Origin of the sequence: Streptosporangium sp. NPDC048047 (assembly GCF_040653115.1) — a bacterium.
Taxonomy (GTDB): domain Bacteria; phylum Actinomycetota; class Actinomycetes; order Streptosporangiales; family Streptosporangiaceae; genus Streptosporangium.
Genome location: NZ_JBEZNH010000034.1, coordinates 50224 through 71723, shown reverse-complemented (window position 1 = coordinate 71723; position 21500 = coordinate 50224). Strand labels below are relative to the sequence as shown.

The following is a 21500-nucleotide window of genomic DNA, read 5'->3' as shown; positions in this document are numbered from 1 at the left end:
CCGGCCGCCTCCCGCCACGCGCGGGGGGCGGCCGTTCACTTGCGGGCGGGCTCGCGCCTGTCGCCGGTCTCCTCACCCCGTTCGGGGACGAAGCGGTACCCGACGTTGCGCACGGTGCCGATCAGCGCCTCGTACTCGGCGCCGAGCTTGGCGCGCAGCCGCCGGACGTGGACGTCCACGGTCCGGGTGCCGCCGAAGTAGTCGTAACCCCAGACCTCCTGCAGGAGCTGGGCGCGGGTGAAGACCCGCCCGGGGTGCTGGGCGAGGTACTTCAGGAGCTCGAACTCCTTGAAGGTCAGGTCCAGAGCGCGGCCGCGGAGCCGGGCGGTGTAGGTGGCCTCGTCGATCGTCAGGTCGCCGTTGCGGATCTCGTCGGGAACCTCTTCGGCGGCCGCCTGGTTCAGCCGGCCGACGGCCAGCCGGAGCCGGGCCTCGACCTCGGCGGGGCCGGCGGTGTTGAGGACGACGTCGTCGGCGCCCCACTCGGCGGTCATCGCCGCGAGCCCGCCCTCGGTGACGATCACGAGGAGCGGGCAGGTGATGCCGGTGGTCCGCAGCAGCCGGCTCAGGCTCTTGGCGTGGACGAGGTCGCGGCGCGCGTCGAGCAGCACGGCGTCCGCGGGTGGCGCGTCGATCAGGGCGGACGCCTCCGCTGGGGCGACCCGGACCGGATGCAGCAGCAGCCCCAACGCCGGGAGCACCTCCGCAGAGGGCTCGAGGGCGTTGGTGAGCAGCAGCAGATTGCTCACAGTGCCTCCTTCCGCGTCGTGCGGCGAAAAGCCGTACAAACACGTAAAGGACCCGGGGGCTACGTCGCCCAGGTCCCGTAGTAGGTGAGGATAGCCCACGGGGTCGAAGGATCCAGCGAGCGTCCACCTGATGAACACCGGTTACCTCCGGTGAGTTACCCGTGACGACGCCGTCACCACGCGTTTTCCGAAGGAGTTGGTCAGAAGATGGCGAAAGGTGTGATCCGCTACTGGGCCGCCGCGAAGGACGCGGCAGGCGTCGCCGAGGAGCCCTTCGAGGCGGAGACCCTGGCCGGTCTCGTGGCGGATGTCACAGCGGGCCGCGAGCCGCTGGCCCGGGTCGTCGGGAGGTCGTCGTTCCTGGTGGACGGGGCCCCGGTGGGGTTGCGGGCGCACGAGGCCGTCGTGCTTCCCGAGGGGGCGACGGTGGAGGTGCTCCCGCCCTTCGCCGGGGGGTGACGACCGGGCTCCCTCCCGGGGGCGAGGAACTCCGCCCCGGAGACAGGAAGCTTCGTCCCAGGGACGGCGGGCTCCGCCCCGGGGACGGCGGGCTCCGTCCCGTGGGCGACGGGCTCCACTTCGGGGGTGAGGGACTCCGCTCTGGGGACAAGAAGCCAAAAACGCCATAGACCTGGTAATGATGGGGCGTTTCCCGGGAAATTACCCGGGAGCGCCGCCGTGGCGTTCGGGCCTGACCCGGTACGGACAGGGAGTCGGATGCGTAAGCTGATCGCTTTTCTGATTGTGCTGCTCGTCCTCGCGGGCATCCTCGACCGGGTCGCGGCCGCCGGGGTGGAACGGGAGATCGCCACCCGGGCGACCGCCCAGTACGACCTCTCCTCCCCGCCCGAGGTGGACATCAGAGGCATCCCCTTCCTGACCCAGGCGATCTCCGGGCGGTACGACGAGGTCCGGGTCGCCACCGGCGCCCTGGAGGTCTCCGGCATCCGGCTGGCGGGCGTCGACTTCACCCTCTACGGGGTCACCGCCCCGCTCCGGGACCTGGTGACCGAGGGCGGCAAGGCGAAGGTCCGCGCCGACCGGGTCGCCGGTACCGCGGTCGTCTCACTGGACACGCTGAACCGCAGGGCCCCGCAGGGGTTCAAGGTCGCGGTGGACGGCGACGCCCTCAAGGTGGACGGCGAGCTGACCGTCCTGGGCCGGAAGGTGGCCGCGGAGGCCCGGATGAAGATCGCGGTCGAGGGGGATGGGCTGCGGATCGTCCCGGAGAAGGTCACCCTGGCCGGCGGCATCCCGGTGCCGAACGCCGAGAAGGCGATCTCCTACCGGATCCCGCTCAGGAACCTGCCGTTCAACCTCAAGGTGACCGGCGTGAACGTCGTCCCGGAGGGGCTGCGGATCTCCGGCGAGGCGACGGGCGTCCCCCTGCAGGGCTGACCCGCCCGGCCCCGCCACGCTCCGTCCCTGCCCGGTCCGCCTCGGCCGGCGTGCCCGGTCCCTTTCCGAGAGGCCGCCGCCCTCTCCATAAGTCCGCCGCCTGGGGACGCCGCCTGGGGTCGCCGTGGGGGAACCGTCGCGCGGGACGGGCCGGCGTGTCCGGAGCCGGCCGTTCTCCGTGGTCGACTGGAGAGGTGTCCGAACCGATCCGCCCCGCCGTACGTCATGGTGGTGTGAGCCGAGCCGGAACCGCCGACGAGCAGCTCGTCAGGGCGCTCTTCGACGAACACGGCGGGCCACTTTACGGCTACGTCCTGCGGCTGACGGGTGATCCGGGGAGAGCGGAGGATGTCGTGCAGGAAACGCTTCTGCGGGCCTGGCGGCACCCCGACGCGCTCAGCGACCGTCCCATCCGGGCGTGGCTGTTCACGGTGGCCCGCAACCTCGTCGTCGACCAGCATCGGGCGCGCAAGGCGCGTCCCCCGGAGACGGGGGACGAGGCGCTCGCCGTACTGCCCGCCGACGACGAGCTGGAGCGGGCCGTCGAGTCATGGGCCGTCGCCGAGGCGGTGGCCACGCTGCGGCCCGAGCACCGCGAGGTGCTGGCCGAGGTCTACTACCGGGGGAAGTCGGTCAAGGAGGCGGCCGAGACGCTGGGCGTGCCGGCCGGAACGGTGAAGTCGCGCACGTACTACGCGCTTCGGGCGCTGAAGCTGGCGCTGGAGGAGCGGGGGCTCGCGCCATGATGATGACGTGTGACGAGGTCCGGATGTCGCTCGGCGTCTACGCGCTGGGCGTGCTGGAGCCCGAGGAACGAGTGCTCGTGGAGGCGCACCTCGCCGAGTGCGCCGCCTGCCGTGCGGAGGCCGAGGAGCTGGGCGGGGTGGCGACCCTGCTCGGCAGGGTCGCCGAGGAGGACGTGGCGCAGGCGGTCAGCCCGCCCCGGGCGGTGCTCGACCGGCTGCTCAGCGAGCGGCTGCACGACGAGCGGGCCAGGAAACGCAGGACGTCCCGGGCGCTGCTGGCCGTGGCGGCCTCGATCGTGGTCGCCGGGATCGGCGGGGCGGTGTGGACGGCCGCCGGGCAGCCCGCCGCGGACCATCCGGCCGCGGCTCCGGCGGCCTCGCAGTCCCGGCCGGCCGCCTCGGAGAGCAACGGCTTCTTCCGGGACAGGAAGGCCGCCCCGGACCGCTCCTCGGCCCCCCAGAGGTCCGCGCCGTCCGGGAGCCCCGATGACGAGGTCAGGATCCTGCTGGAAGCCCCTCAGGGCCGCGAGTTCGCAGGTCGCGGCGGCTCCGCCCGCGCCACGGTCATGGTGACGGCGGGCGCGGAGCCGAGCGCCGGGCCGAGCGCGGGATCGGGCGCGTCGGCCGGCGCGGAGCGGGGCGGAGCGCCGAGCACGGTCACGGTCACGCTGACCGGGGTGCCCGGCGGGACCCGCTGCCGCCTGGTGACGGTCGGCACGGACGGCGTCCGCCGGACGGCCGCCGAGTGGACCGTCGGCCGGGCCGTCCACGGCAGCCCCGGTGTCGCGGCCGGGAGCAAGGTCACCGGGACCACGACGCTCCGGCCCGAGGACGTCGAGCGGTTCGAGATCGTCGCCGGCGGCAGGGTGCTGATCCGCCTCACCCCCCGCTGACCGTCCTTCGCCCGCGTCGGGTCCTGACTCCCCCGTGAGCCGACGCGGGGTCCGGCGCGGCCGATGACATGTTCGCCGGGGCCCTCACGGCGTGGTTGTGGAACGGTCCATATGCGGCCGTCCGGGAGCCGACCTAGCATCCCGGAAACGACCGCCGTCGCGAACAGGCCAGGACGCGACGGCGGTCCCATTGCGCCCTCCAGGTGACCGAAGGAGCAACGTGACGATTCTAGTGACAGGCGCGACCGGGAACATCGGTCGCCATGTGGTGGATCGGCTGGTGGGAGCCGGCCAACGGGTGCGGGCCATGACCCGCGATCCGCGGGCCGCACGCCTCGCGGATGGCGTCGAGGCGGTGTACGGGGACTTCGAGCGGCCCGAGACCTGGGCGGACGCTCTGGACGGAGTCGAGCGCGTCCACCTGTTCCCCTTCGCCTACGTCGCCGCCGGGGCCGGAGACGGGGCCGGGTTCGTTGAGCAGGCGGTGAGGGCCGGCGTCCACCGGTTCGTGGTGCACTCCGCCGCGGCCGCCGGGTTCGCCCCCGGCGACGAGCCGGGCGACCGGACACTCAGCCCGCTCCGACGTCACCTCGCGGAGGAACGACAGGCCCACAGAGGGCTGGAGCTGATGGTGGAGGCCACCGGCGCCGAGTGGACCCATGTGAGACCGGGACTGCTGGCGGTGAACGCCCTGCGGTGGGCGGAGCGGATCCGCGCCGGGCAGGCGGTGCGCGAGCCGTACGGCGCCGCCGGATACCCGCTGGTCCACGAGGCCGACGTCGCCGAGGTGGCGGTCGCGGCGCTGGTGGGCGACTCCCACGTCGGCGCCGCGTACACGATCACCGGTCCGGCGAAGGTCTCACAGGCCGAGCAGGTGAGGGCCATCGGCGCGGCGATCGGGGAGGAGATCCGCTTCGAGGAGCTGACCCCGGAGGAGGCCCGCGAGCAGTGGATCCACGACGGCTGCCCGGAGGAGACGGCCGACTGGCTGATCGGGCTGCTGGCCGCCGCGGTCGAGGGACCGGAACTGCTCCCGCCGAGCACCGCCTTCCACCGGATCACCGGACGCTCTCCGCGCTCCTTCACGCGGTGGGCCCTCGACCACGCGGCGGACTTCCGCCCGCCGGCGCGTACGGAGGAGGCGGCATGACGATTTTGGTGACCGGGGCGACCGGCTTCGTGGGGCGCGGGATCGTCGGCGAACTGCTGAAGGCGGGGCAGACCGTTCGCGCCCTCACCCGCAGACCCGCGGAGGCGGGCCTGCCCGAGGGGGCCGAGGTGGTGGCCGGTGACCTGGAGCGGCCCGAGTCGCTGTGGGCCGCCCTGGAGGGCGTCGAGCGGATGTACCTCTTCCCCGTGCCCCACACGGTGTCCGAGGTCGTCGGGGTGGCGAGACGGGCCGGTGTGCGGCGGATCGTGGTCCTGTCCGGAGCGGAGGCCGACAACGACGCGTTCGCGGACGGCTACCGGGTCGTCGAGCGGGCTGTGGAGGAGTCCGGGCTGGAGTGGACGCACCTGCGACCCGGGGAGTTCGCGGGCAACTGGCTGGACTGGGCGCCGTCCGTGCGCACGGAACGGGTGGTGCGCCGGCCGTACGGCGACGCGGTGACCCAACCCACCCATGAGGCCGATGTCGCAGCGGTGGCCGCCACGGTCCTGGCCGAGGACGGCCATGCGGGCATGACGTACACCTTCGCCGGGCCCGAGGCGCTCACCACACGCGAGCAGGTGCGCGCGATCGGTGCGGCCATCGGCCGAAAGGTCCGGTTCGAGGAGCAGGATCCGGCCGAGGCCCGGGAGGTGTGGATCCGGGACGGTTACCCGGCGGAGATCGTCGATTGGCTGTTCGGGATGTGGGCGGAGTCCGCGCGTGATCCCGCGCCCGTCGACGAGGAACGGGCCGCCGTCGTCCGGCGCCTCACCGGCCGCCCGGCCCGCACCTTCGCACGGTGGGCCGCGGACCACGCGGCGGCTTTCAGGTGACCCCCGTGGGCGGTCGGCGGTCCCCTCCGTCCGTCGGCCGCCCACGCCCGGGGTTCGCCGGGGCGGGCGGGAATGACCGTCGGCGGCGGCGCGTTGTCGGCACCGTGACCGGACTGGCGGTGCTGCTCGTCACGCTCGCCCTGGCGACACTGACCGGGGTGGCGCTGCGGCGGCGCGCGACGCCGCGCGACGTGGGAGGCAGGGGGAGAGGCGGGATGGAACGCCTGACGTCCAGGCAGCTCGCGGCGGAGCTGGGGGAGCGGGCGACCCTCGTGCAGTTCTCCAGTGCCTTCTGCCAGCCCTGCCGGGCGACCCGCCGGATCCTCGCCGAGGTCGCCGGGATGGTGCCCGGCGTGGCGCACGTGGAGATCGACGCCGAGGCGCGGCTCGACCTCGTCCGTACGCTGAACATCCTGCGCACGCCCACCGTGCTGGTCCTCGACGGGTCGGGCCGCGTGGTGAGACGCGCCTCCGGCCAGCCCAGGAAGGCCGACGTCATCGGGGCGCTGGGACTCGCCGTCGGCGACTGAACCGCGGGTCTCCCGAGCCTGTGTCCGGGGCTCGGGGCTCTCCGGGCCGCGGGTCCCCGAGCCTCGGACCTGCGGTTCCGGGCTCTCCGGACCGCGGCTTCCGGGCCGCTGACCTGCGGTTCGGCGCCCTCCCGGCCGCGGGCCCCCGAGCCACGGGCCGCCCGTGTGCCGAACAAGGATGTCTCACGAATTGGACGGGGATGTGACAGAGGGCGGGACGTCGGGGTAATGTCGTTCGTATGATCCTGACGACAGAGCTGCTGACGAAGCGGCGCCCGGTCGACTTCTGCCGCGTGACCACCGCGCTCTGTCGCGTTTCCTGAGGGCGATCTCAAGCGGCTTCGCGCCGCGCCGATCCGCACACCCTTGGGGAGCATCGAGCGATGCACGCCGATCCCAGAGCACTCCGTTTCTCCGCGTCCGTGACGACCGTCGTTCTCGCGATCGTCCTGGTCACGGGGAGCACGTGGTTGCTCGCCGTCCAGACCGTGGTCTTCGGGCTGGGCCTGTTCGGAGCGTCGCCGTACGGGATGGTCTTCAAAGGGATAGTGAAGAGCCCACCCAGTGAGCTGGAGGACGCCGCCCCGCCGCGCTTCGCGCAGGGGGTCGGCCTCGTCTTCGCCCTGGCGGCCCTGGTCGGATACATCACAGGAATCACGCCGCTGGCCCTCGGCGCCACCGCCGCGGCCCTCTTCGCCGCCTTTCTCAACGCCGCCTTCGGCTTCTGCCTCGGCTGCGAGATGTTTTTGATCATCCGCCGATCACTGCCCGCAAGATAATTCCGGAGGATTGCCATGAGCCGTTCCGCCGCACTGGTGGACGCAGACTGGGTCGAGGCCAACCTCGACACGCCCGGTGTCGTCCTCGTCGAGGTCGACGAGGACACCAGCGCTTACGAGAAGGGTCACATCCGGGGCGCCGTGCGGATCGACTGGAGGACCGACCTCCAGGACCCGGTCCGCCGCGACTTCGTCGACCGCGAGGGCTTCGAGGCCCTGCTGTCCGCCCGGGGGATCTCCAACGACGACACCGTCGTCCTCTACGGCGGCAACAACAACTGGTTCGCGTCCTACGCCTACTGGTACTTCAAGCTCTACGGCCACGGGGACGTCAAGCTCCTCGACGGCGGCCGCAAGAAGTGGGAGCTGGAGTCGCGCGAGCTGGTCAGGGACGTCCGGGAGCGTCCGGCGACCCAGTACCGCGCCCAGGAGCAGGACAGCTCGATCCGCGCCTTCCGTGACGACGTCGTCGCCGCGATCGGCAAGCTCAACCTGGTCGACGTGCGCTCGCCCGACGAGTTCACCGGCAAGCTGCTCGCCCCCGCCCACCTTCCGCAGGAGCAGGCGCAGCGCGCCGGCCACGTGCCGACCGCGCGCAACATCCCGTGGTCGAAGGCGGCAAACGACGACGGCACCTTCAAGTCCGACGAGGAGCTGAAGGCCCTCTACGAGGCCGCCGGCGTCGACTTCGGCAAGAACACCATCGCGTACTGCCGCATCGGAGAGCGTTCGGCCCACACGTGGTTCGTGCTGCACGAGCTGCTCGACCAGGCCGACGTCAAGAACTACGACGGTTCGTGGACCGAGTACGGCTCGCTCGTGGGCGTGCCGATCGAACTGGGAGAGGCCCGATAATGACTGACGGATGCGCTGCTCCGGAGCAGACTGTTGCTCTTCCGGCCGGGATCGACCTCTCGACCCAGGCCGTCATCCAGGGGGTGGTCTCCGGCGCCGGCACCGCTTACGCGCGCCTGCTGGACCACTCCGGCGAGTTCACCGGCGAGGTCGTGGTGTCCGAGGAGGGCGTCTTCCGCTTCTTCGCCGCTCCCGGTGACTGGACCGTCCGCATCATCGCGGGCGGCGGCGTCACCAAGGACGTCCCCGCCCAGGCCCGCCTGGGCGAGGTGACCCAGCTCAGCGTGGCGGTCTGACCGCCTGGACCCGGGCCCGTCCCGGCGGCCGGCCCGTCCGGTCCGCCTCGCGGCTCTGAGGGCCGGCGTCCCCACAGGGGGCGCCGGCCCTTCCGCGTCTCCCGACGGGAACGAACGCCCGGCGGACTCCGGCTCCGGCGCGCGCCGGATTCGGACTCCGGCTCCGGCGCGCGGCCGGATCCGGGCTCCGGTGGCGGGCCCGCGGATCCGGTACGGCCGGCGCGCCGGCCGCCGCCGATCGCTACGATTCGTCAGGTGCCCGGAACGCCTGTCATGTCCCAGACGTCAGCTCCGCCGCCGTCGCGGGCCGCCGTCCGGGCCCCGGCCGCGCCCACGGCGTACTCGCTCCCCCTCCACATGCTGCGGATCTTCGGGTCCCGCGCCGTGTCGCTGGTGCTGTGGTTCTCGGCGGGGAGGGCGATCCGCGCCGGCCTGATGTGGGCGGGCACCGACGTCTCCCACGGCGACCACCGGCAGGTGCGCCTCGTCGTCACGATGCTGATCTTCACGTTGATCGTGCTGAACGAGCTCGTGGTCATGGTGGGCATGCTGCACTCGGTGCGCGGCGCGCTCCGGGAGATCCGGGTACGGCGGGCCGGCGACGAGGCGGACGAGAGCCTGTTCGGCGCGCTCAACCGGGCCACGCTGGTCTTCGCCACCATCTACCTGGCCTGGAGTTTCCACGCCGAGGACGCCAGGGAGTTCGTCGCCCTCGACCGCACCCGCAACGCGGGTGAGGACCTGCTGCTCCGGCCGCTCATCGGTGAGGAGTCCACCACCGGGACCGGCCTCATCGGCCTCGACGTCCGGCTCTCCATCGTCATCGCCGTGGTCGCCTACCTGCTCAGGGGACTCTTCGGCTGGTGGCACGCGCAGGGCAGGGTGAAGGGCAGCGGCGTGCTGACCACCTTCTTCGAGCTGGCGTTCGCCTTCTACGGCATCAACGCGGTGCTCGCCTTCGTCGAGGCCCGGTCCGACTGGGTGTCCCACCGGGTGGTCGTCGACGCGCTCGGCGACCAGGTCAAGCAGTTGGAGGAGAGCGTCCCGGGCTGGAAGGAGGCCGCGGCGTGGATCGGGGAGGTCTGGCCGTACGTCGTGGACGCGCTGATCGAGCCGCTGACCTGGCTGACGGTCGCGGCGCTCGTTTACGGCGCGTTCGCCGAGGACACGAGGTCGGTCGTGCGGGGGACCCGGCTGGACGCCGTGGCCGACCGGATGGAGCGGACCCACTCCCTCACCCGGTCCGTCGCGACGCGGATGACGACCGGGTTCCAGGAGCGCTGGGTGCCGCCGGTGAACGCCTTCCGCCTCGCCGCCCGAGGGGGCGCCGCGCTGTTCGGCATGTTCTGCCTGTGCTACGTGCTCGTCCGGGTGGGCGCCGACTACACCACCCAGGGCGTCAAGATGCTGATCGGCAACCCGGAGCCCTTCAGCTGGGTGGCGTGGGGGTCCGCCGCGTCGGTCCTGCGCGACCTCGTCGTCGACACGCTGACGGTCTGCCTGCTGGCGGCGACGTTCGACATCGCCGCCACCCGCGCCAGGGAGAGCGGCCGGACCGTCGGCGACTGAGGTCCTCCGGCGGCCGGGAGACCGCCGGCCGCCGGCCGGTCCACGCCGGCCGCCCACGGGGGACGGGCGCGGCCGGACAAGGGACGGGCGAGGACGTCAGCGCCTGAAGCAGAGGACGTTGTCGTTCAGCTCGTTCTCCCGCGCGGCGCGCTTCATCGAGTCCTCGAAGGACTCGTTCTCGATCGTCCGGACGGCGCTCGGGCGCACGCACACGGACACCTCGCGGGCGAGAGCCCTGGGCACCAGGCTGAGCACGTCGTAGTGGTACGGCGTGCCGATCCGGTGCTCGGCGGCCTCAAGGGGCACGTCGTCCTTGGCGATCTGCGCCGCCCACGACCGGCCGTCGGGGTGGCGCACCTCGATGTCGGGGGTGCCGCGCCGGATCACGCCCTCGGGGTCCAGGGCGGTCCGGGTGACTCTGATCCTCAGCCACCGCCGGTCCGGCTCCAGCGGGCGGTCGCCGGGCAGGCCGTCCGACTCCGTCACGGCCACCTGCCAGGAGACGTGCCGGAACGTGGCGGTCCGGCCGGCCGCGAACGTGTGGACATGGTCGTCCGGACGTGCGTCCTTGTAGGTCAGGTACCCGTTCCACGTCGGGACGGCCACGGCCACGGCCAGTGTCAGGACCGCCGCGGTGACCCGGAGCGCGGTGCGGGCCGGACGCCGGGCGGGCGCCGGGGACCCGGGGAGGTCCGCAGGGGCCTCAGCCGCGGTTCCGGGGACCTCCAGCGGGCCGGGGGGCGGCACGGACCGGGGCAGCGGGGCCGACCTGACCGCGGGGAACGGCTGCGTGGAGGCGCCCTGCGGCTCGTCCGGGACGACGGGGGGCCAGACCTGGCGGTCGGGGAAGGCCCGGCGCCCACCGGACAGCCAGGGCGCCCCGCCGGCGCCGGGCCCGGGGGTTGCTCCCGGGTGGGGAGCCGCCGCGGGCCGGGTGCCGTGAGGAGGAGCCATGGGCTTCACGGGCCCGGGGCCGGAGGGAGGGGCGTCCTGGGGGCGCGGGGTGAACCAGTCGCCGGGGCTCCGGCCGCCGGGAGGCGCCGTCACGGCTTGCCCGCCGGCGTGTAGACGTCCTTCGCCGTGGAGACCAGGCGCGCCGCGGCGGCCTCGTCCAGCCCGAGGTCGATCTCCACCTCGGGGGCGGAGGGCTCGACCAGCGCCCCGTTCCCCTCCTGCGGGTGCACCACGATCCTGGCTCCGGCCAGTTCGGCGGGCGGGACCTCGAAGACCGCGGCCCGCCTGGTCCACCAGCCCCACTGGATGAAGGGGCTCGTGATGGTCAGGTCGCCGTTCACCTTGTCGGTGGCGGAGTACCGGCGCCCGCTCTCCGTCAGGAGGGCCGGCGGGGCGATCCGCTGCGGGACGCGGACGGACGTCGCGGCCAGGTCGACGACGAGGAAGATCCCCTTGGTGGTCGCCCGCTGCTTCGCGCCGGACGACGAGCCGGACGACGAGGAGCCGGACGACGTGCTGGACGAAGTGCCGGGGGAGGCGCCGGTCTCGATCGCCCTGGCGGCGTGGACCCCCTCCACCCGCACCGAGATCCGGGAGGCGGTGACCGTCTCCCCGGGACCACCGGTCCAGGTGAGGGGGCCGCTGTAGTCGTCGCGGGAGAAGGCGAACGACTGGGCGGCGACCGCCGCCACGGCGAGGACCGCCCCGGCGAGCAGACCGCCCAGCCTGCGCCACCGGCCCGGGGTCGCGGAGCCGCTGCGCCGGGCCCGCGCGCCGGAGCGCCCAGAGGGTCCCTGAGACGTCGACGCCCCGCCGAACCCGTCCGCACCGCCAGGCCCTCCGGGGACGGCGGGTCCGGGGCCGTGAGGATCGCCGGGTCCGGGGCCGCCGAACCCGTCCGCTCCGCCGTGTCCGGGCGCCGGTGTGGTCATCACCCGGCCGCCTTCCGGACCGGCAGGGTGACCTGTGCGGCGACGGCCGGGGGCCCGTCGTCGTCCTTCTTCACCAGAAGCCAGCCGATGTCCTGGGTGAACCCCTCGGGGTGCTCGAAGGCGCCGACGTCGAGCAGCACCCGCTCGGGCGCGCGCCGTCCTTCCGGCAGCTCGTACCGGACCACGACGGTGGACTCCATCCCCGGGTGCAGCTGCCTGCCGGGCACGCCGTCACCCTCGACGAACACGTCGGGGCCTAAGTCGTTTTCGATCTCCGGGGTCATCCTCAGCAGGGATCCGGCGAAGAGGTAGCCGGGTTTCCCGCCCTGTCCCGGCGCTCCCACGCCGGTGGTCTCGTCCCCCTTGTTGGTCACCCGGAACACGACCTCCAGGTAGCGCTTGTCCGGCCCGCCGTACCGGCCGGGCCGGACGGTGGTGCGGGACTCCACGAACCTCGTGGTGAACTCCCCCTGGTCGAGGACGGCGCCGGGGCCCAGACGCCTGGGCGGGTCGTCGGGCGCCTCGCCGAGCCCGCCGAGGGCCGCGGTGATCCCCAGGCCGGCGGCCGCGACGAGCACGGCGATCGGCACCGCGACCGGGCGGCGCCTTCGGGCCGCCGCGCCGCCGGGGGGAGACGTCATGGCACATGATCGTAACCGCTGATCTTCATGTCATTCGCCTCGCAAGTCCCACGAGCACTGGATAACCAACGGAAAATACAGCAGATTGGTGGGAACGCCGCCCGGAACGGAGATCCAGCTCCTACGCTGTCACCGAGGCGGCGAGGGCCCTATGGCGGAGGTTCCGTGGCGGACGTGCATCCCGAGCACGCGCAGCTCCAGGCGGACCGGATCTACCTGGGCTGGCAGTATGCCCTGCTCCACCCCGACCCGGGGCCCGCGCCCAGACGTCCCTCTCCCGCCGACGAGACCGTCGCGGCCGAGGCGCCGAAGATCGACCCCGAGTGGGCGCGCCGGGAGCGGCTCAACGAGGACCTGCTGAACCGGCCGATGCGGACCTTCCGCGCGTTCATGGGCGTGCTCGCCGCGCTCATCCTCGTCCTCGGCATCAGCCACCTGCTGAGCTGGTCGTTCGCGGCCGCCGGGCTGGTCGCGACCTGCGGGGTGGCGGTGTTCTGCAGCTACTCCATCCACCAGGGCGGCAGGGCGGTCCGCCACCGCATCCGCGAGCACGAGGAGGCCGGCGACCGGCTGCGCCGGGAACGCGACAGGAGCCTGTACCGCGCACAGGAGGAGCACGCCGCCCGATACCGCGAGTGGGCCGAGAAGAAGGAGCGCCACGACCGGCAGCTCACCTGGTACGCCGTGACCGTGCCGGACGAGCTCGACCGGATCGACGTCGCCGGGGGCACGCTGACCGGCTGGTCGGCGTTGGTCACCCTGCTCGGCGCGACCCGCCTCTACAGCGGAGGCCACCTGACGGTCCTCGACCTGTCGGAGGGCGCGATCGCCAAGGACCTGATCGAGCTGGCCCGCCGCGGCGGCGACGACCCGCTGGTGTGGGTGCTGCCGGTGGACCTGCCCCGGCTCGACCTCGGCGCGACGCTCGCGCCCGAGGCGTTCGCCGACGTGCTGGCGCACGTGGTGAGCGTCAGCGAGGAGCACCGCACCACCCGCGACCTGTCGTTCGACAACGCGATCCTGGAGCGGGTCCTGGAGGTCCTCGGCGAGAACGCCACGATCAACCAGGTCACCGCCGCGCTGCGGGCGCTGGCCCAGGTCGGCGACCCCCGCGAGGACCTCAGGCTCGGCCTGATCACCGCCACCCAGCTGGAGCGCATCGGCACGCTGTTCGGCCGGGGCGTCAGCGACCGGGTGGTCATCGAGCGGGCCTGGGCGCTGGAGTCGCAGCTGCGCAAGCTGGAGACGCTCGGCTCCGAGGCCGTACGGCTGCCGCCCGCGCGGCTGCGGGTGGTGTCGATGGACCGGCAGGCGGGCGTGTTCGGAAACCGGGTCCTCGGGACGTACGTGGCGACGGCCCTCACCCACATCCTGCGCCAGTCGCCCGCCTCCGAGCGGCCCTGGTACCACACGATCGTCGTCGCGGGCGCGGACAAGCTCCGCGGCGACGTCCTGGACCGGCTGATGGACGCCTGCGAGACGTCCAGGACCGGGCTGGTGCTCACCTACCGGTCGCTCACCCCGACCGTGCGGGAGCGGCTCGGCCGGGGGCACGCGGCGGTGACGTTCATGCGGCTGGGCAACGCGGAGGACGCCCGGGTCGCCAGCGAGCACGTCGGCACCGAGCACCGCCTGGAGCTTGCCCAGCTCACCGAGACGATCAGCGCCGCCGGGGCCGGGATGGACGGCGGATACGTCTCCACCATCGGCCACACCGACGACGGCGACGACCGCGACGCCGGCCGTCCCGACCTGAAGGAGGACATCACCTCCTCCACCGAGTGGGGCCGCCGCGCGACCGAGGCGATGGGCGAGACCGAACGGGTGCTGCACCGCTCCAGGGAGTTCCTCGTCGAGCCGCACGAGCTGCAGCAGCTCCCCACCACCTCGGTGATAGTGACCGACGCCACCGCCCAGGGCCGCCGGGTCCGTCTCGCCGACGCCAACCCCGCGATCCTCACCTTCCCCAAGACGACGCTGGGGGAGTTCGAGGAGATCAAGGAGGCCGTGCTGGAGCGGGGCCGCAAGGAGGAGGAGCCGGAGCCTCCCGAGCCGGGGCCGTTCGTGGACGCGCCGCCCAACCTGGGCCCCCCGCCGGCCCGCCTCGACTGGCGTACGCGCTGATGACCGGCCCGGCGCGGCCCGCGTACGCGCTGACGACCGATCCGGCGCGGCCCGCGTACGCGCCGGTGACCGGCCCTGCCCGCCCGGAGCGTCCGCCGGTGACCGGTCCTCCGCCGGTGACCGGTCCGGTCCGGCCCGTGTGCGCGTCAATGAAGCGTTCTTTTCCGGTAAGGGGATGGTCAGTGAGCGGGTGTCCTCCCCCGTGGAGGTTCGACGCTGGTAGCCGGGGTGGTCCGACTCCCGGCCCGCACCGGCCGGTACGGCGGGACCGCCCGTGACGCGTCAACACCCCGGCGTAGAGCCGGGTCCCCCGGGTGGAGACCAACAGATGCAGCCAAGCGTGTCCCTTCCCGCCGGCGGCCTGACCGGCCCCTGGTACCGGATCCAGGCGATCACCGCGCCCTCCCGCAGCTCGTCGGCGGAGTGGGACTTCGTCACGGTCCTGCCGGCCGTGCTGTCGGCCGCCCAGCGCGACCGGCCGTTCGTGGTCGGCTGGCTGTCGCGCGGCTCCGGCGCCCCGCTGGAGCTCGTCACCAACGCCGGGCCGCTGACCCCGCCGCGTCCGCCGCGCCGGTCGGCCGACAGGACGGCCGAGGCCGATCCGGTCCCGGCCGTCTCGGAGCCGCTGCTGTTCCCCTCCGGGGCCAGGGGCGTGCGGATCGGCGACGAGTGGCTGCGCGACCTGGCCGACCTCGCCTGGACCGCCTGCCCCGGCCGGCAGGCCCCGCCGCTCGGCGGGCGCCGCGAGCCGGACGCCGACGAGGTCAGGCGGCCCACGCTGTTCGAGTCCACGCTGGTCACGCTCATGTCGCGGCCGTTCGCCTGGCTGGTGGTGGCCGAGCGGACCGACCTGCTGGACGCCGAGGTGGCGCACCTGCGCACCCAGCTCAACGTGCTGCGCCAGTACGGCGACGCCTCCGAGCGCTCCCGCTACGACGCCGAGCGCGCCGAGCGGCGCATGCAGGAGCTGGACGCCTTCCGCGAGGCCGGGCTGTGGAGCGTGCGGGTGCTGGCCGGGGCCGCGGGTCCCGAGGAGCTGCGGCAGATCGCACCGGTCCTGGTCGGTTCGGCCGAGATGAGCCACCACCCCTACCGGCTGCGCAGCGCCCTGTCCGGCCCGGTGTACGGCTTCGCCGAGGCGCTGTCGGTGACCCTCCAGGACCCGGCCGACGGCAGCGCCGCGCCGTTCGCCGCGACCGCGGGGGCGCTGGCCGCGCTCGCCGGGCTGCCGCGCCGGGAGGTGCCGGGGGTCCGGGTGCTCGACGCGGGCTTCTTCGACGTCACCAGCGAGGCGGAGGTCGCCCCCGGGGCCGGGACCGTCGAGCTGGGGGCGATCCTGGACGGCCAGAACCGCGCGGTCGGCTCGTTCCGGGTGCCGCTCGCCACCCTCAACCGGCACGCCTTCGTCACCGGAGCCACCGGCTCCGGCAAGTCGCAGACCGTACGGCACCTGCTGGAGCAGCTCACCGGAGCGGGCATCCCGTGGCTGGCGATCGAGCCCGCCAAGTCCGAGTACGCCGCGATGGGCGGCCGGGTCGAGCACCTCGCCCCGGTGACGGTGATCAACCCGTCGGCCCCCGAGGCGGTGCCGTTCAGCGTCAACCCGCTCGCGCCCGAGCCGGGTTATCCGGTCCAGGCGCACATCGACATGGTGCGGGCGCTGTTCATGGCGGCCTTCGACGCCGAGGAGCCGTTCCCGCAGATCATGTCGCTGGCCCTGCAGCGCGTCTACGAGGCCAACGGCTGGGACGTGGTGACCGGCTGGGCCGCGCCCGGCGCCGCCGTACGGCCGGCCGTGCCGACCCTCGCGCAGCTCCAGCAGCACGCCATGGACGTCATCCAGGAGATCGGCTACGGCCGGGAGGTCCAGGCCGACGTCGAGGGTTTCATCTCGCTGCGGCTGCGGTCGCTGCGGGTCGGCTCGGCGGGCCGGTTCTTCGAGGGCGGCCACCCCGCCGACATCGGCGACCTGCTCCGGCGCAACGTGGTGCTGGCCATCGAGGACGTCGCCAACGACGAGGACAAGGCGTTCCTGATGGGCACGCTGATCATCCGGATCGTGGAGCACCTGCGGATGCGGGCCAGGACCGAGCGGAGCAGCGGCCTGCGGCACGTCATCGTGATCGAGGAGGCGCACCGGCTGCTGCGCGACCGCGGCGCCGGGCGGGCCAGCACCCACGCCGTCGAGCTGCTGGCCGGCATGCTCGCCGAGATCCGCGCGTACGGCGAGGGCATCGTGGTGGCCGAGCAGATCCCCACCAAGCTGGTCTCCGACGTGGTGAAGAACACCGCGCTGAAGGTGGTGCACCGCCTGCCGGCCGAGGACGACCGGCAGCTCGTCGGGGCCGCGATGAACCTCAGCGAGGAGCAGTCGCGGCAGGTCGTCTCCCTCCAGCCGGGGGTCGCGGCGGTCTTCGCCGACGGGATGGACCGGCCGCTGCGGATCAGGGTTCCGCTGGGGGAGGAGCGCGAGCGGGCCGTCCCCGGCGTTCTGGGTCACACGCCGCCGATCAACGGCCGCCGCTCGGCGGCCTGCGGCCAGGAGTGCCGGACCGGCCGGGCCTGCACGCTCGTGGAGCTGCGTGAGGCCGACCTGCTCGCCGACGCCCCCGAGTGGGCCTGGCTGCGCATCTGGGCCGACACGCTGGTGCTGGCCTTCTGCGCCGACCGGCCGCTGCCGGGGGTGCCGCGGGCCCTCGCGGACCTGTGGGCGGAGCTGCCGCTGCGGCGCCGCGAGTGCCTGCTGGCCACGGCGGTGGAGCGCGCCGTGGCCCCCAGGGCGTGGTCGCTGCGGACCGTCGCCGACCCGGCGAGGCTGACCGAGCGGGTGGCCGCCACCGCGACCCGGCTGCTCGGCCCGGAACGGGAGGGCACGGAGCGGCCCGGCCCCGAGTGGGTCATCCCGCAGGTCCGCTGGCTGCACGAGGTGGACCGGCTGTTCCCGCACGACCGGCCCGCGCCCGACCCGCGCTCGCCCGCCCCTGCCCTGGACTACCCGCTGGTCACGCCTCCGCCGGGCGGCGCCGAGCTGCTCGGGCACCGGGCCAGGGCGCTGCGCCACCACCCGCTGTCCATGGAGGCCGACCGCAACCGGGCGCTGGCCTGGCGGGTCATCCTCGGCGACGACGAGCGCGAGAGCGTGGAGCGGGACATCCAGACGGTGACGATCGGCGTCGATCCCGCCGACCGGCTCCGGCACGTCGCCCAGACGATGGGCGCGGGGTGGCTGGAGACCGTGCTGTCGTGGCCGCGCCGGTTCGTGCTGCCGTTCGACGCCGCCGCGCCGGAGGACGTCGAGCTCGCCTTCACCGACTGACCGCCGCGCGCCGTACGGGGTCCCGCGGACGAGGCGCGTCCGGGTGCCCGAAGGGTCCGGCGGCCCGGACGTCCGGGCGGTCCGGGTGGTTCGGGCGGTCCGGATCGCGTCCCGGCCGGGAGGAGGCGAAGCGGACGTGCCGTACGAACGGGACGGACGGTGCGACCTTCGTGATCGGCCCTTTCGCGGGCGTTGCCGGACCGTGACCATGCCGAACCCCGGCTAGGATCGCGGCATGAACGATTCGGCGGACCAGCCCCGGATGCCGAGTCCTCCCGCGACGGGGCCGCTTGGCGAGGAGAGGCGATGACACAGCTTCCGCTGCGGGCTCAGCTCGCGAGCGCTCTCGGACGGACGGCCGCGACCCTGTCCAGGGCCACCGGCCGCGGCGACGGCTCGGTGATCGGCGGCCGGATCGGCCTGGCGCTGGAGCCCGGCCTGCTGAGCCAGCTCGCCCGGGACCGCAGGCTCGCCCTGGTGAGTGCGACCAACGGCAAGACCACCACGACCCGCCTGATCACCTCCGCCCTCCAGGAGCTCGGCGACGTCGCCACCAACGCCTTCGGCGCCAACATGCCCGCCGGGCACGTGTCGGCGCTGGCGTCGGCCAAGGACGCTCCGTACGGCGTGCTGGAGGTCGACGAGAAGTACCTCCCCGCGGTGATCGACGCCACCGGCGCGGGCGTGATCGCCCTGATGAACCTCAGCCGCGACCAGATGGACCGGGCGGGCGAGATCTGGCTGCTCGCCCAGAAGTGGCGGCGGGCCCTGGCCGGAAAGAACACCCATGTGATCGCCAACGCCGACGACCCGCTGGTCGCCTGGGGAGCATCCACCGCCGCCCGGGTGACCTGGGTGGCGGCGGGACAGCCCTGGAAGGAGGACTCCTGGTGCTGTCCCGAGTGCGGCGGCCCGCTCGACCGCAAGGGCGTCGACTACACCCCGCCGGGCGGCCACGTCGCCGGCGCGGCCCCCCTGGCGATGGTCCCGCGCCCGGCCGAGGACGACTGGGCCTGCCGTGAGTGCTCCTTCCGGCGGCCCCAGCCCTCCTGGTTCCTCGACGACGATGCGGTGATCGACCCGCGCGGGCAGCGCTGGGTCCTGGACCTCCAGCTTCCCGGCCGTGCCAACCGGGCGAACGCCGCGATCGCCCTGGCCGTCGCCGAGGCGTTCGGCCTGCCGGTCCAGGCGGCGCTGCCCCGGCTGCGCGAGGTCAGGTCCGTCGCCGGCCGCTACACCACGGTGGAGCGCGACGGCCGCCGCGCCCGGCTGCTGCTGGCCAAGAACCCCGCCGGGTGGCTGGAGGCGTTCGACGTGCTCGACCGCTCGCTGCCGGTCATCCTCTCGGTGAACGCCCAGGGGCCGGACGGCCGCGACACCTCCTGGCTGTGGGACGTCGACTACCGCGTCCTGCGCGGCAGGCCGGTCTTCGTGACCGGGGAGCGGATGCTCGACCTCGCGCTCCGGCTGGACGTGGCGAACGTGCCGTTCCAACTCGTGGCGTCCTTCGAGCAGGCGCTCGCCGCGCAGCCGCCGGGCAAGGTCGACGTGATCGCCAACTACACCGCCTTCCAGCAGATCCGAGCGGAGTTCGACCGTGCAGTCTGACAGCGTCCTGCGGCTCGTCTGGATCTACCCCGACCTGCTGAGCACCTACGGCGACCAGGGCAACGTCCTGGTCCTGGAGCAGCGTGCCCAGCGCCGCGGCATCCCGGTCCAGACCATCCACGTCCGCTCGGCGGACCCGGTGCCGGACAGCGGCGACATCTACCTCATCGGCGGCGGCGAGGACCGGCCGCAGATCCTGGCGGCCGAACGGCTGCGCCGCGACGGCGGCCTGCACCGTGCCATGGCGCGCGGCGCGGCGCTGCTGGCGGTCTGCGCGGGCTACCAGATCATGGGCAGCACGTTCGGCGGCGAGGAGGGGCAGCCGGTCCAGGGCATCGGCCTGCTGGACATCTCCAGCGGCCGGGGCACCGGCCGGGCGGTCGGCGAGCTGGCCGGGGATGCCGACCCCGCGCTCGGCATCCCGATGCTCACCGGCTTCGAGAACCACATGGGCGTCACCCGGCTGGGACCGGGTGTCCGCCCGCTGGCGCGTACGGCGGTCGGCGTCGGCAACGGCGACGGCACCGAGGGCTGCTATGCCGGGAAGGCCGTCGGCACCTACCTCCACGGTCCGGCGCTCGCCCGCAACCCGGGCCTGGCCGACCTCCTGCTCACCTGGGCGGTCGGCGCGCAGCTCCCGCCGATCGACGACTCGTGGTACGACCGGCTCCGTCAGGAGCGGCTGACCGCGGTCCTGCCCCAGCAGGCCTGACGGCCCGCCGCCGGAGACGGGCCGGTCGTACCGGCGGCCCGCCTCCGGCGGCGGGGTCAGCCCGGCACGTCGGGTGTGGCCCGGCATAGGTGCCGAACCCCGCCTCTGACGGGCATGACGTCATGACCGGCGGCTTCCCCGGGTGGAACCGGCAGGATCCGGTCGAGCCCGGTCAGTAGACCAGCGCCTGGACACCCTCGGCGAGGACCTCCTCGACGAAGGTGGGGGCGCCCGCGATGCGCACGCCGTCGATCAGGTCGTCCGCCGTCATGTCCCGCCGGGCCGCGCACTGGGTGCACAGCGTCACCCGGCCCCCGGCGAGGACGGCGTCGAGCAGGTCGCCGAGCTGCGCCGCGTGCGGCAGCGCGAACTCCTTGGCCCGGCCGGGCAGGGCGAACCACGACGCCTCGCCGGTCAGCCACAGCGAGACGGGGACCCCGCTCGCCAGCGCCGCCGCGGCCACCGTGAACGCCTGGTTGCAGCGCTCGGGGGCGTCCGCGCCGGCGGTCACCTTTATCACCAGTGAACGTGCCATGGTAGGCAGCCTAATGCGGGCGGGAACCGGGGGCACGGGCCGTACCGGGGCGGTCTCGACGCGCGGCCCGGCACGGGGGGAACCGGGGGCGCGAGCCGTGTCGGGGCGGCCTTAGGCTCGTGTGCATGGACGTTCCCGAGCTGCATCCCGGCCTTGAGCCGATCGCCTTCCTCCTGGGCCGGTGGGAGGGCGCCGGAGTGGGCGGATATCCGACGATCGAGAGCTTCAACTTCGGTCAGGAGATCGTCTTCGGTCACAACGGCAAGCCGTTCCTGACCTACACCAGCCGCACCTGGCTCCTGAACGACGCGGGCGAGCGGGTCCGCGAGCTGGCCACCGAGACCGGCTACTGGCGGCAGCTTCCCGACCGCCAGCTGGAGGTGTGCCTGACGCACCCCACCGGGATCGTGGAGATCTACGTCGGCGAGGTCGTCTTCCACAAGATCGAACTGCAGACCGACGTGGTCGCCCGCACCGCCACCGCCAAGGAGTACACCGCGGGCCACCGCCTGTACGGCCTGGTCAACGGCAACCTGATGTGGGCCTACGACATGGCGGCCGAGGGGCAGCCGCTCCAGTCGCACATCTCCGCCGAGCTCAAGAAGGTGGCCGACTTCGTGCCGGAGGCAGGATAGGACCGGCTTCGCGCCGGAGGGGAGGAAAAGAACCCCGGGCCTGCTCCCGCCGCTCGCGGCGGGGCCGGATGGACCAAAGACGGGATCTTCGTGTCCCGCCCTCCGGCGGCCCGGGGTTCCGGTGATTGCCATGGATTCGCCGAACGTCGCGAGACGTCCGGACAGAGTCCGGAGTCGCGGCGTCCTAGCGGACAGCCACCTCGCTAGCCCTAGAACTGTCAACCATTGTCTGGACCACCTCCTTT

At 73.5% G+C, this 21500-nt stretch carries 21 protein-coding genes; 16 read left to right on the top strand and 5 right to left on the bottom strand.

Annotated elements, in window-relative coordinates:
• Nucleotides 1-35 precede the first annotated feature (35 nt).
• The gene (locus AB0D67_RS25810) at nucleotides 36-749 is read right to left on the bottom strand and encodes a response regulator transcription factor (RefSeq protein WP_362940849.1); all 714 of its coding nucleotides are present in this window, start codon (nucleotides 747-749) and stop codon (nucleotides 36-38) included.
• Nucleotides 750-956: 207 nt separating this feature from the next.
• Here AB0D67_RS25810 and AB0D67_RS25805 point away from each other — a divergent pair, with 207 nt between their 5' ends.
• The 11 genes from AB0D67_RS25805 to AB0D67_RS25755 all read left to right on the top strand — a co-directional run bounded on the left by AB0D67_RS25805 (nucleotide 957) and on the right by AB0D67_RS25755 (nucleotide 9798).
• Complete coding sequence (locus AB0D67_RS25805) at nucleotides 957-1208, top strand: MoaD/ThiS family protein (RefSeq protein ID WP_362940846.1); 252 nt, start codon at nucleotides 957-959, stop codon at nucleotides 1206-1208.
• Nucleotides 1209-1466: 258 nt separating this feature from the next.
• On the top strand, nucleotides 1467-2147 hold the full coding sequence (locus AB0D67_RS25800; RefSeq protein WP_362940843.1) for a DUF2993 domain-containing protein: 681 nt from the start codon (nucleotides 1467-1469) through the stop codon (nucleotides 2145-2147).
• Nucleotides 2148-2380: 233 nt separating this feature from the next.
• Nucleotides 2381-2893 carry a sigma-70 family RNA polymerase sigma factor gene (locus AB0D67_RS25795; RefSeq protein ID WP_362940840.1) on the top strand — a complete coding sequence of 171 codons (513 nt, stop codon included), beginning with the start codon at nucleotides 2381-2383 and terminating at the stop codon, nucleotides 2891-2893.
• Entirely contained in the window at nucleotides 2890-3786 is an 897-nt protein-coding gene (locus AB0D67_RS25790; protein ID WP_362940837.1) for a zf-HC2 domain-containing protein, read from the top strand. The genes AB0D67_RS25795 and AB0D67_RS25790 overlap by 4 nt, the downstream gene beginning before the upstream one ends.
• Nucleotides 3787-4006: 220 nt before the next feature.
• Entirely contained in the window at nucleotides 4007-4936 is a 930-nt protein-coding gene (locus AB0D67_RS25785) for an NAD(P)H-binding protein (RefSeq protein WP_362940834.1), read from the top strand.
• Complete coding sequence (locus AB0D67_RS25780) at nucleotides 4933-5769, top strand: NAD(P)H-binding protein (RefSeq protein WP_362940831.1); 837 nt, start codon at nucleotides 4933-4935, stop codon at nucleotides 5767-5769. Before AB0D67_RS25785 ends, AB0D67_RS25780 begins: the two co-directional genes overlap by 4 nt.
• A gap of 215 nt (nucleotides 5770-5984) precedes the next feature.
• Nucleotides 5985-6299: a thioredoxin family protein gene (locus tag AB0D67_RS25775; RefSeq protein WP_362940904.1), complete on the top strand. Its 315-nt coding sequence runs from the start codon at nucleotides 5985-5987 to the stop codon at nucleotides 6297-6299.
• A 383-nt stretch (nucleotides 6300-6682) separates the two neighbouring features.
• On the top strand, nucleotides 6683-7078 hold the full coding sequence (locus tag AB0D67_RS25770) for a DUF4395 domain-containing protein (RefSeq protein ID WP_362940828.1): 396 nt from the start codon (nucleotides 6683-6685) through the stop codon (nucleotides 7076-7078).
• A gap of 15 nt (nucleotides 7079-7093) precedes the next feature.
• Entirely contained in the window at nucleotides 7094-7933 is an 840-nt protein-coding gene (locus AB0D67_RS25765) for a sulfurtransferase (protein WP_362940825.1), read from the top strand.
• The gene (locus tag AB0D67_RS25760; RefSeq protein WP_362940822.1) at nucleotides 7933-8229 is read left to right on the top strand and encodes a DUF1416 domain-containing protein; all 297 of its coding nucleotides are present in this window, start codon (nucleotides 7933-7935) and stop codon (nucleotides 8227-8229) included. The genes AB0D67_RS25765 and AB0D67_RS25760 overlap by 1 nt, the downstream gene beginning before the upstream one ends.
• A 273-nt stretch (nucleotides 8230-8502) precedes the next feature.
• Nucleotides 8503-9798 (top strand): hypothetical protein, encoded by a 1296-nt coding sequence (locus AB0D67_RS25755; protein ID WP_362940819.1) that lies wholly within the window; start codon nucleotides 8503-8505, stop codon nucleotides 9796-9798.
• Nucleotides 9799-9894: 96 nt separating this feature from the next.
• On the opposite strand, the gene AB0D67_RS25750 is transcribed toward AB0D67_RS25755, so the two are convergent.
• From AB0D67_RS25750 to AB0D67_RS25740, 3 genes are all read right to left on the bottom strand, one after another.
• The gene (locus AB0D67_RS25750) at nucleotides 9895-10752 is read right to left on the bottom strand and encodes a hypothetical protein (RefSeq protein ID WP_362940816.1); all 858 of its coding nucleotides are present in this window, start codon (nucleotides 10750-10752) and stop codon (nucleotides 9895-9897) included.
• 89 nt (nucleotides 10753-10841) lie between these two features.
• Entirely contained in the window at nucleotides 10842-11684 is an 843-nt protein-coding gene (locus tag AB0D67_RS25745; RefSeq protein ID WP_362940813.1) for a hypothetical protein, read from the bottom strand.
• On the bottom strand, nucleotides 11684-12325 hold the full coding sequence (locus AB0D67_RS25740; protein ID WP_362940810.1) for a hypothetical protein: 642 nt from the start codon (nucleotides 12323-12325) through the stop codon (nucleotides 11684-11686). The genes AB0D67_RS25745 and AB0D67_RS25740 overlap by 1 nt, the downstream gene beginning before the upstream one ends.
• 165 nt (nucleotides 12326-12490) lie before the next feature.
• Here AB0D67_RS25740 and AB0D67_RS25735 point away from each other — a divergent pair, with 165 nt between their 5' ends.
• The 4 genes from AB0D67_RS25735 (at nucleotide 12491) to AB0D67_RS25720 (ending at nucleotide 20085) form a co-directional block, all read left to right on the top strand.
• Nucleotides 12491-14449 carry a hypothetical protein gene (locus AB0D67_RS25735; protein ID WP_362940807.1) on the top strand — a complete coding sequence of 653 codons (1959 nt, stop codon included), beginning with the start codon at nucleotides 12491-12493 and terminating at the stop codon, nucleotides 14447-14449.
• 328 nt (nucleotides 14450-14777) lie between these two features.
• The gene (locus AB0D67_RS25730) at nucleotides 14778-17765 is read left to right on the top strand and encodes an ATP-binding protein (protein WP_362940804.1); all 2988 of its coding nucleotides are present in this window, start codon (nucleotides 14778-14780) and stop codon (nucleotides 17763-17765) included.
• A gap of 306 nt (nucleotides 17766-18071) precedes the next feature.
• Nucleotides 18072-19373 carry a MurT ligase domain-containing protein gene (locus AB0D67_RS25725; RefSeq protein ID WP_362940801.1) on the top strand — a complete coding sequence of 434 codons (1302 nt, stop codon included), beginning with the start codon at nucleotides 18072-18074 and terminating at the stop codon, nucleotides 19371-19373.
• Entirely contained in the window at nucleotides 19363-20085 is a 723-nt protein-coding gene (locus AB0D67_RS25720; protein ID WP_362940798.1) for a glutamine amidotransferase, read from the top strand. Before AB0D67_RS25725 ends, AB0D67_RS25720 begins: the two co-directional genes overlap by 11 nt.
• A gap of 172 nt (nucleotides 20086-20257) precedes the next feature.
• Here the strand turns inward: AB0D67_RS25720 and AB0D67_RS25715 are convergent, their stop codons facing one another.
• Entirely contained in the window at nucleotides 20258-20620 is a 363-nt protein-coding gene (locus AB0D67_RS25715) for a DsrE family protein (RefSeq protein WP_362940795.1), read from the bottom strand.
• Between the two features lie 125 nt (nucleotides 20621-20745).
• Here AB0D67_RS25715 and AB0D67_RS25710 point away from each other — a divergent pair, with 125 nt between their 5' ends.
• Nucleotides 20746-21255, top strand: a complete 510-nt coding sequence (locus AB0D67_RS25710) for an FABP family protein (RefSeq protein WP_362940792.1) — start codon at nucleotides 20746-20748, stop codon at nucleotides 21253-21255.
• Nucleotides 21256-21500 lie beyond the last annotated feature (245 nt).

Excerpts from the sequence above, each read along its gene's own strand:
- AB0D67_RS25805 (WP_362940846.1), top strand. The coding sequence starts at position 957 with ATGGCGAAAGGTGTGATCCGCTACTGGGCCGCCGCGAAGGACGCGGCA.
- AB0D67_RS25800 (WP_362940843.1), top strand. The coding sequence starts at position 1,467 with ATGCGTAAGCTGATCGCTTTTCTGATTGTGCTGCTCGTCCTCGCGGGC.
- AB0D67_RS25790 (WP_362940837.1), top strand. The coding sequence starts at position 2,890 with ATGATGATGACGTGTGACGAGGTCCGGATGTCGCTCGGCGTCTACGCG.
- AB0D67_RS25780 (WP_362940831.1), top strand. The coding sequence starts at position 4,933 with ATGACGATTTTGGTGACCGGGGCGACCGGCTTCGTGGGGCGCGGGATC.
- AB0D67_RS25775 (WP_362940904.1), top strand. The coding sequence starts at position 5,985 with ATGGAACGCCTGACGTCCAGGCAGCTCGCGGCGGAGCTGGGGGAGCGG.
- AB0D67_RS25770 (WP_362940828.1), top strand. The coding sequence starts at position 6,683 with ATGCACGCCGATCCCAGAGCACTCCGTTTCTCCGCGTCCGTGACGACC.
- AB0D67_RS25765 (WP_362940825.1), top strand. The coding sequence starts at position 7,094 with ATGAGCCGTTCCGCCGCACTGGTGGACGCAGACTGGGTCGAGGCCAAC.
- AB0D67_RS25760 (WP_362940822.1), top strand. The coding sequence starts at position 7,933 with ATGACTGACGGATGCGCTGCTCCGGAGCAGACTGTTGCTCTTCCGGCC.
- AB0D67_RS25755 (WP_362940819.1), top strand. The coding sequence starts at position 8,503 with ATGTCCCAGACGTCAGCTCCGCCGCCGTCGCGGGCCGCCGTCCGGGCC.
- AB0D67_RS25750 (WP_362940816.1), bottom strand. The coding sequence starts at position 10,752 with ATGGCTCCTCCTCACGGCACCCGGCCCGCGGCGGCTCCCCACCCGGGA.
- AB0D67_RS25745 (WP_362940813.1), bottom strand. The coding sequence starts at position 11,684 with ATGACCACACCGGCGCCCGGACACGGCGGAGCGGACGGGTTCGGCGGC.
- AB0D67_RS25740 (WP_362940810.1), bottom strand. The coding sequence starts at position 12,325 with ATGACGTCTCCCCCCGGCGGCGCGGCGGCCCGAAGGCGCCGCCCGGTC.
- AB0D67_RS25730 (WP_362940804.1), top strand. The coding sequence starts at position 14,778 with ATGCAGCCAAGCGTGTCCCTTCCCGCCGGCGGCCTGACCGGCCCCTGG.
- AB0D67_RS25725 (WP_362940801.1), top strand. The coding sequence starts at position 18,072 with ATGACACAGCTTCCGCTGCGGGCTCAGCTCGCGAGCGCTCTCGGACGG.
- AB0D67_RS25715 (WP_362940795.1), bottom strand. The coding sequence starts at position 20,620 with ATGGCACGTTCACTGGTGATAAAGGTGACCGCCGGCGCGGACGCCCCC.
- AB0D67_RS25710 (WP_362940792.1), top strand. The coding sequence starts at position 20,746 with ATGGACGTTCCCGAGCTGCATCCCGGCCTTGAGCCGATCGCCTTCCTC.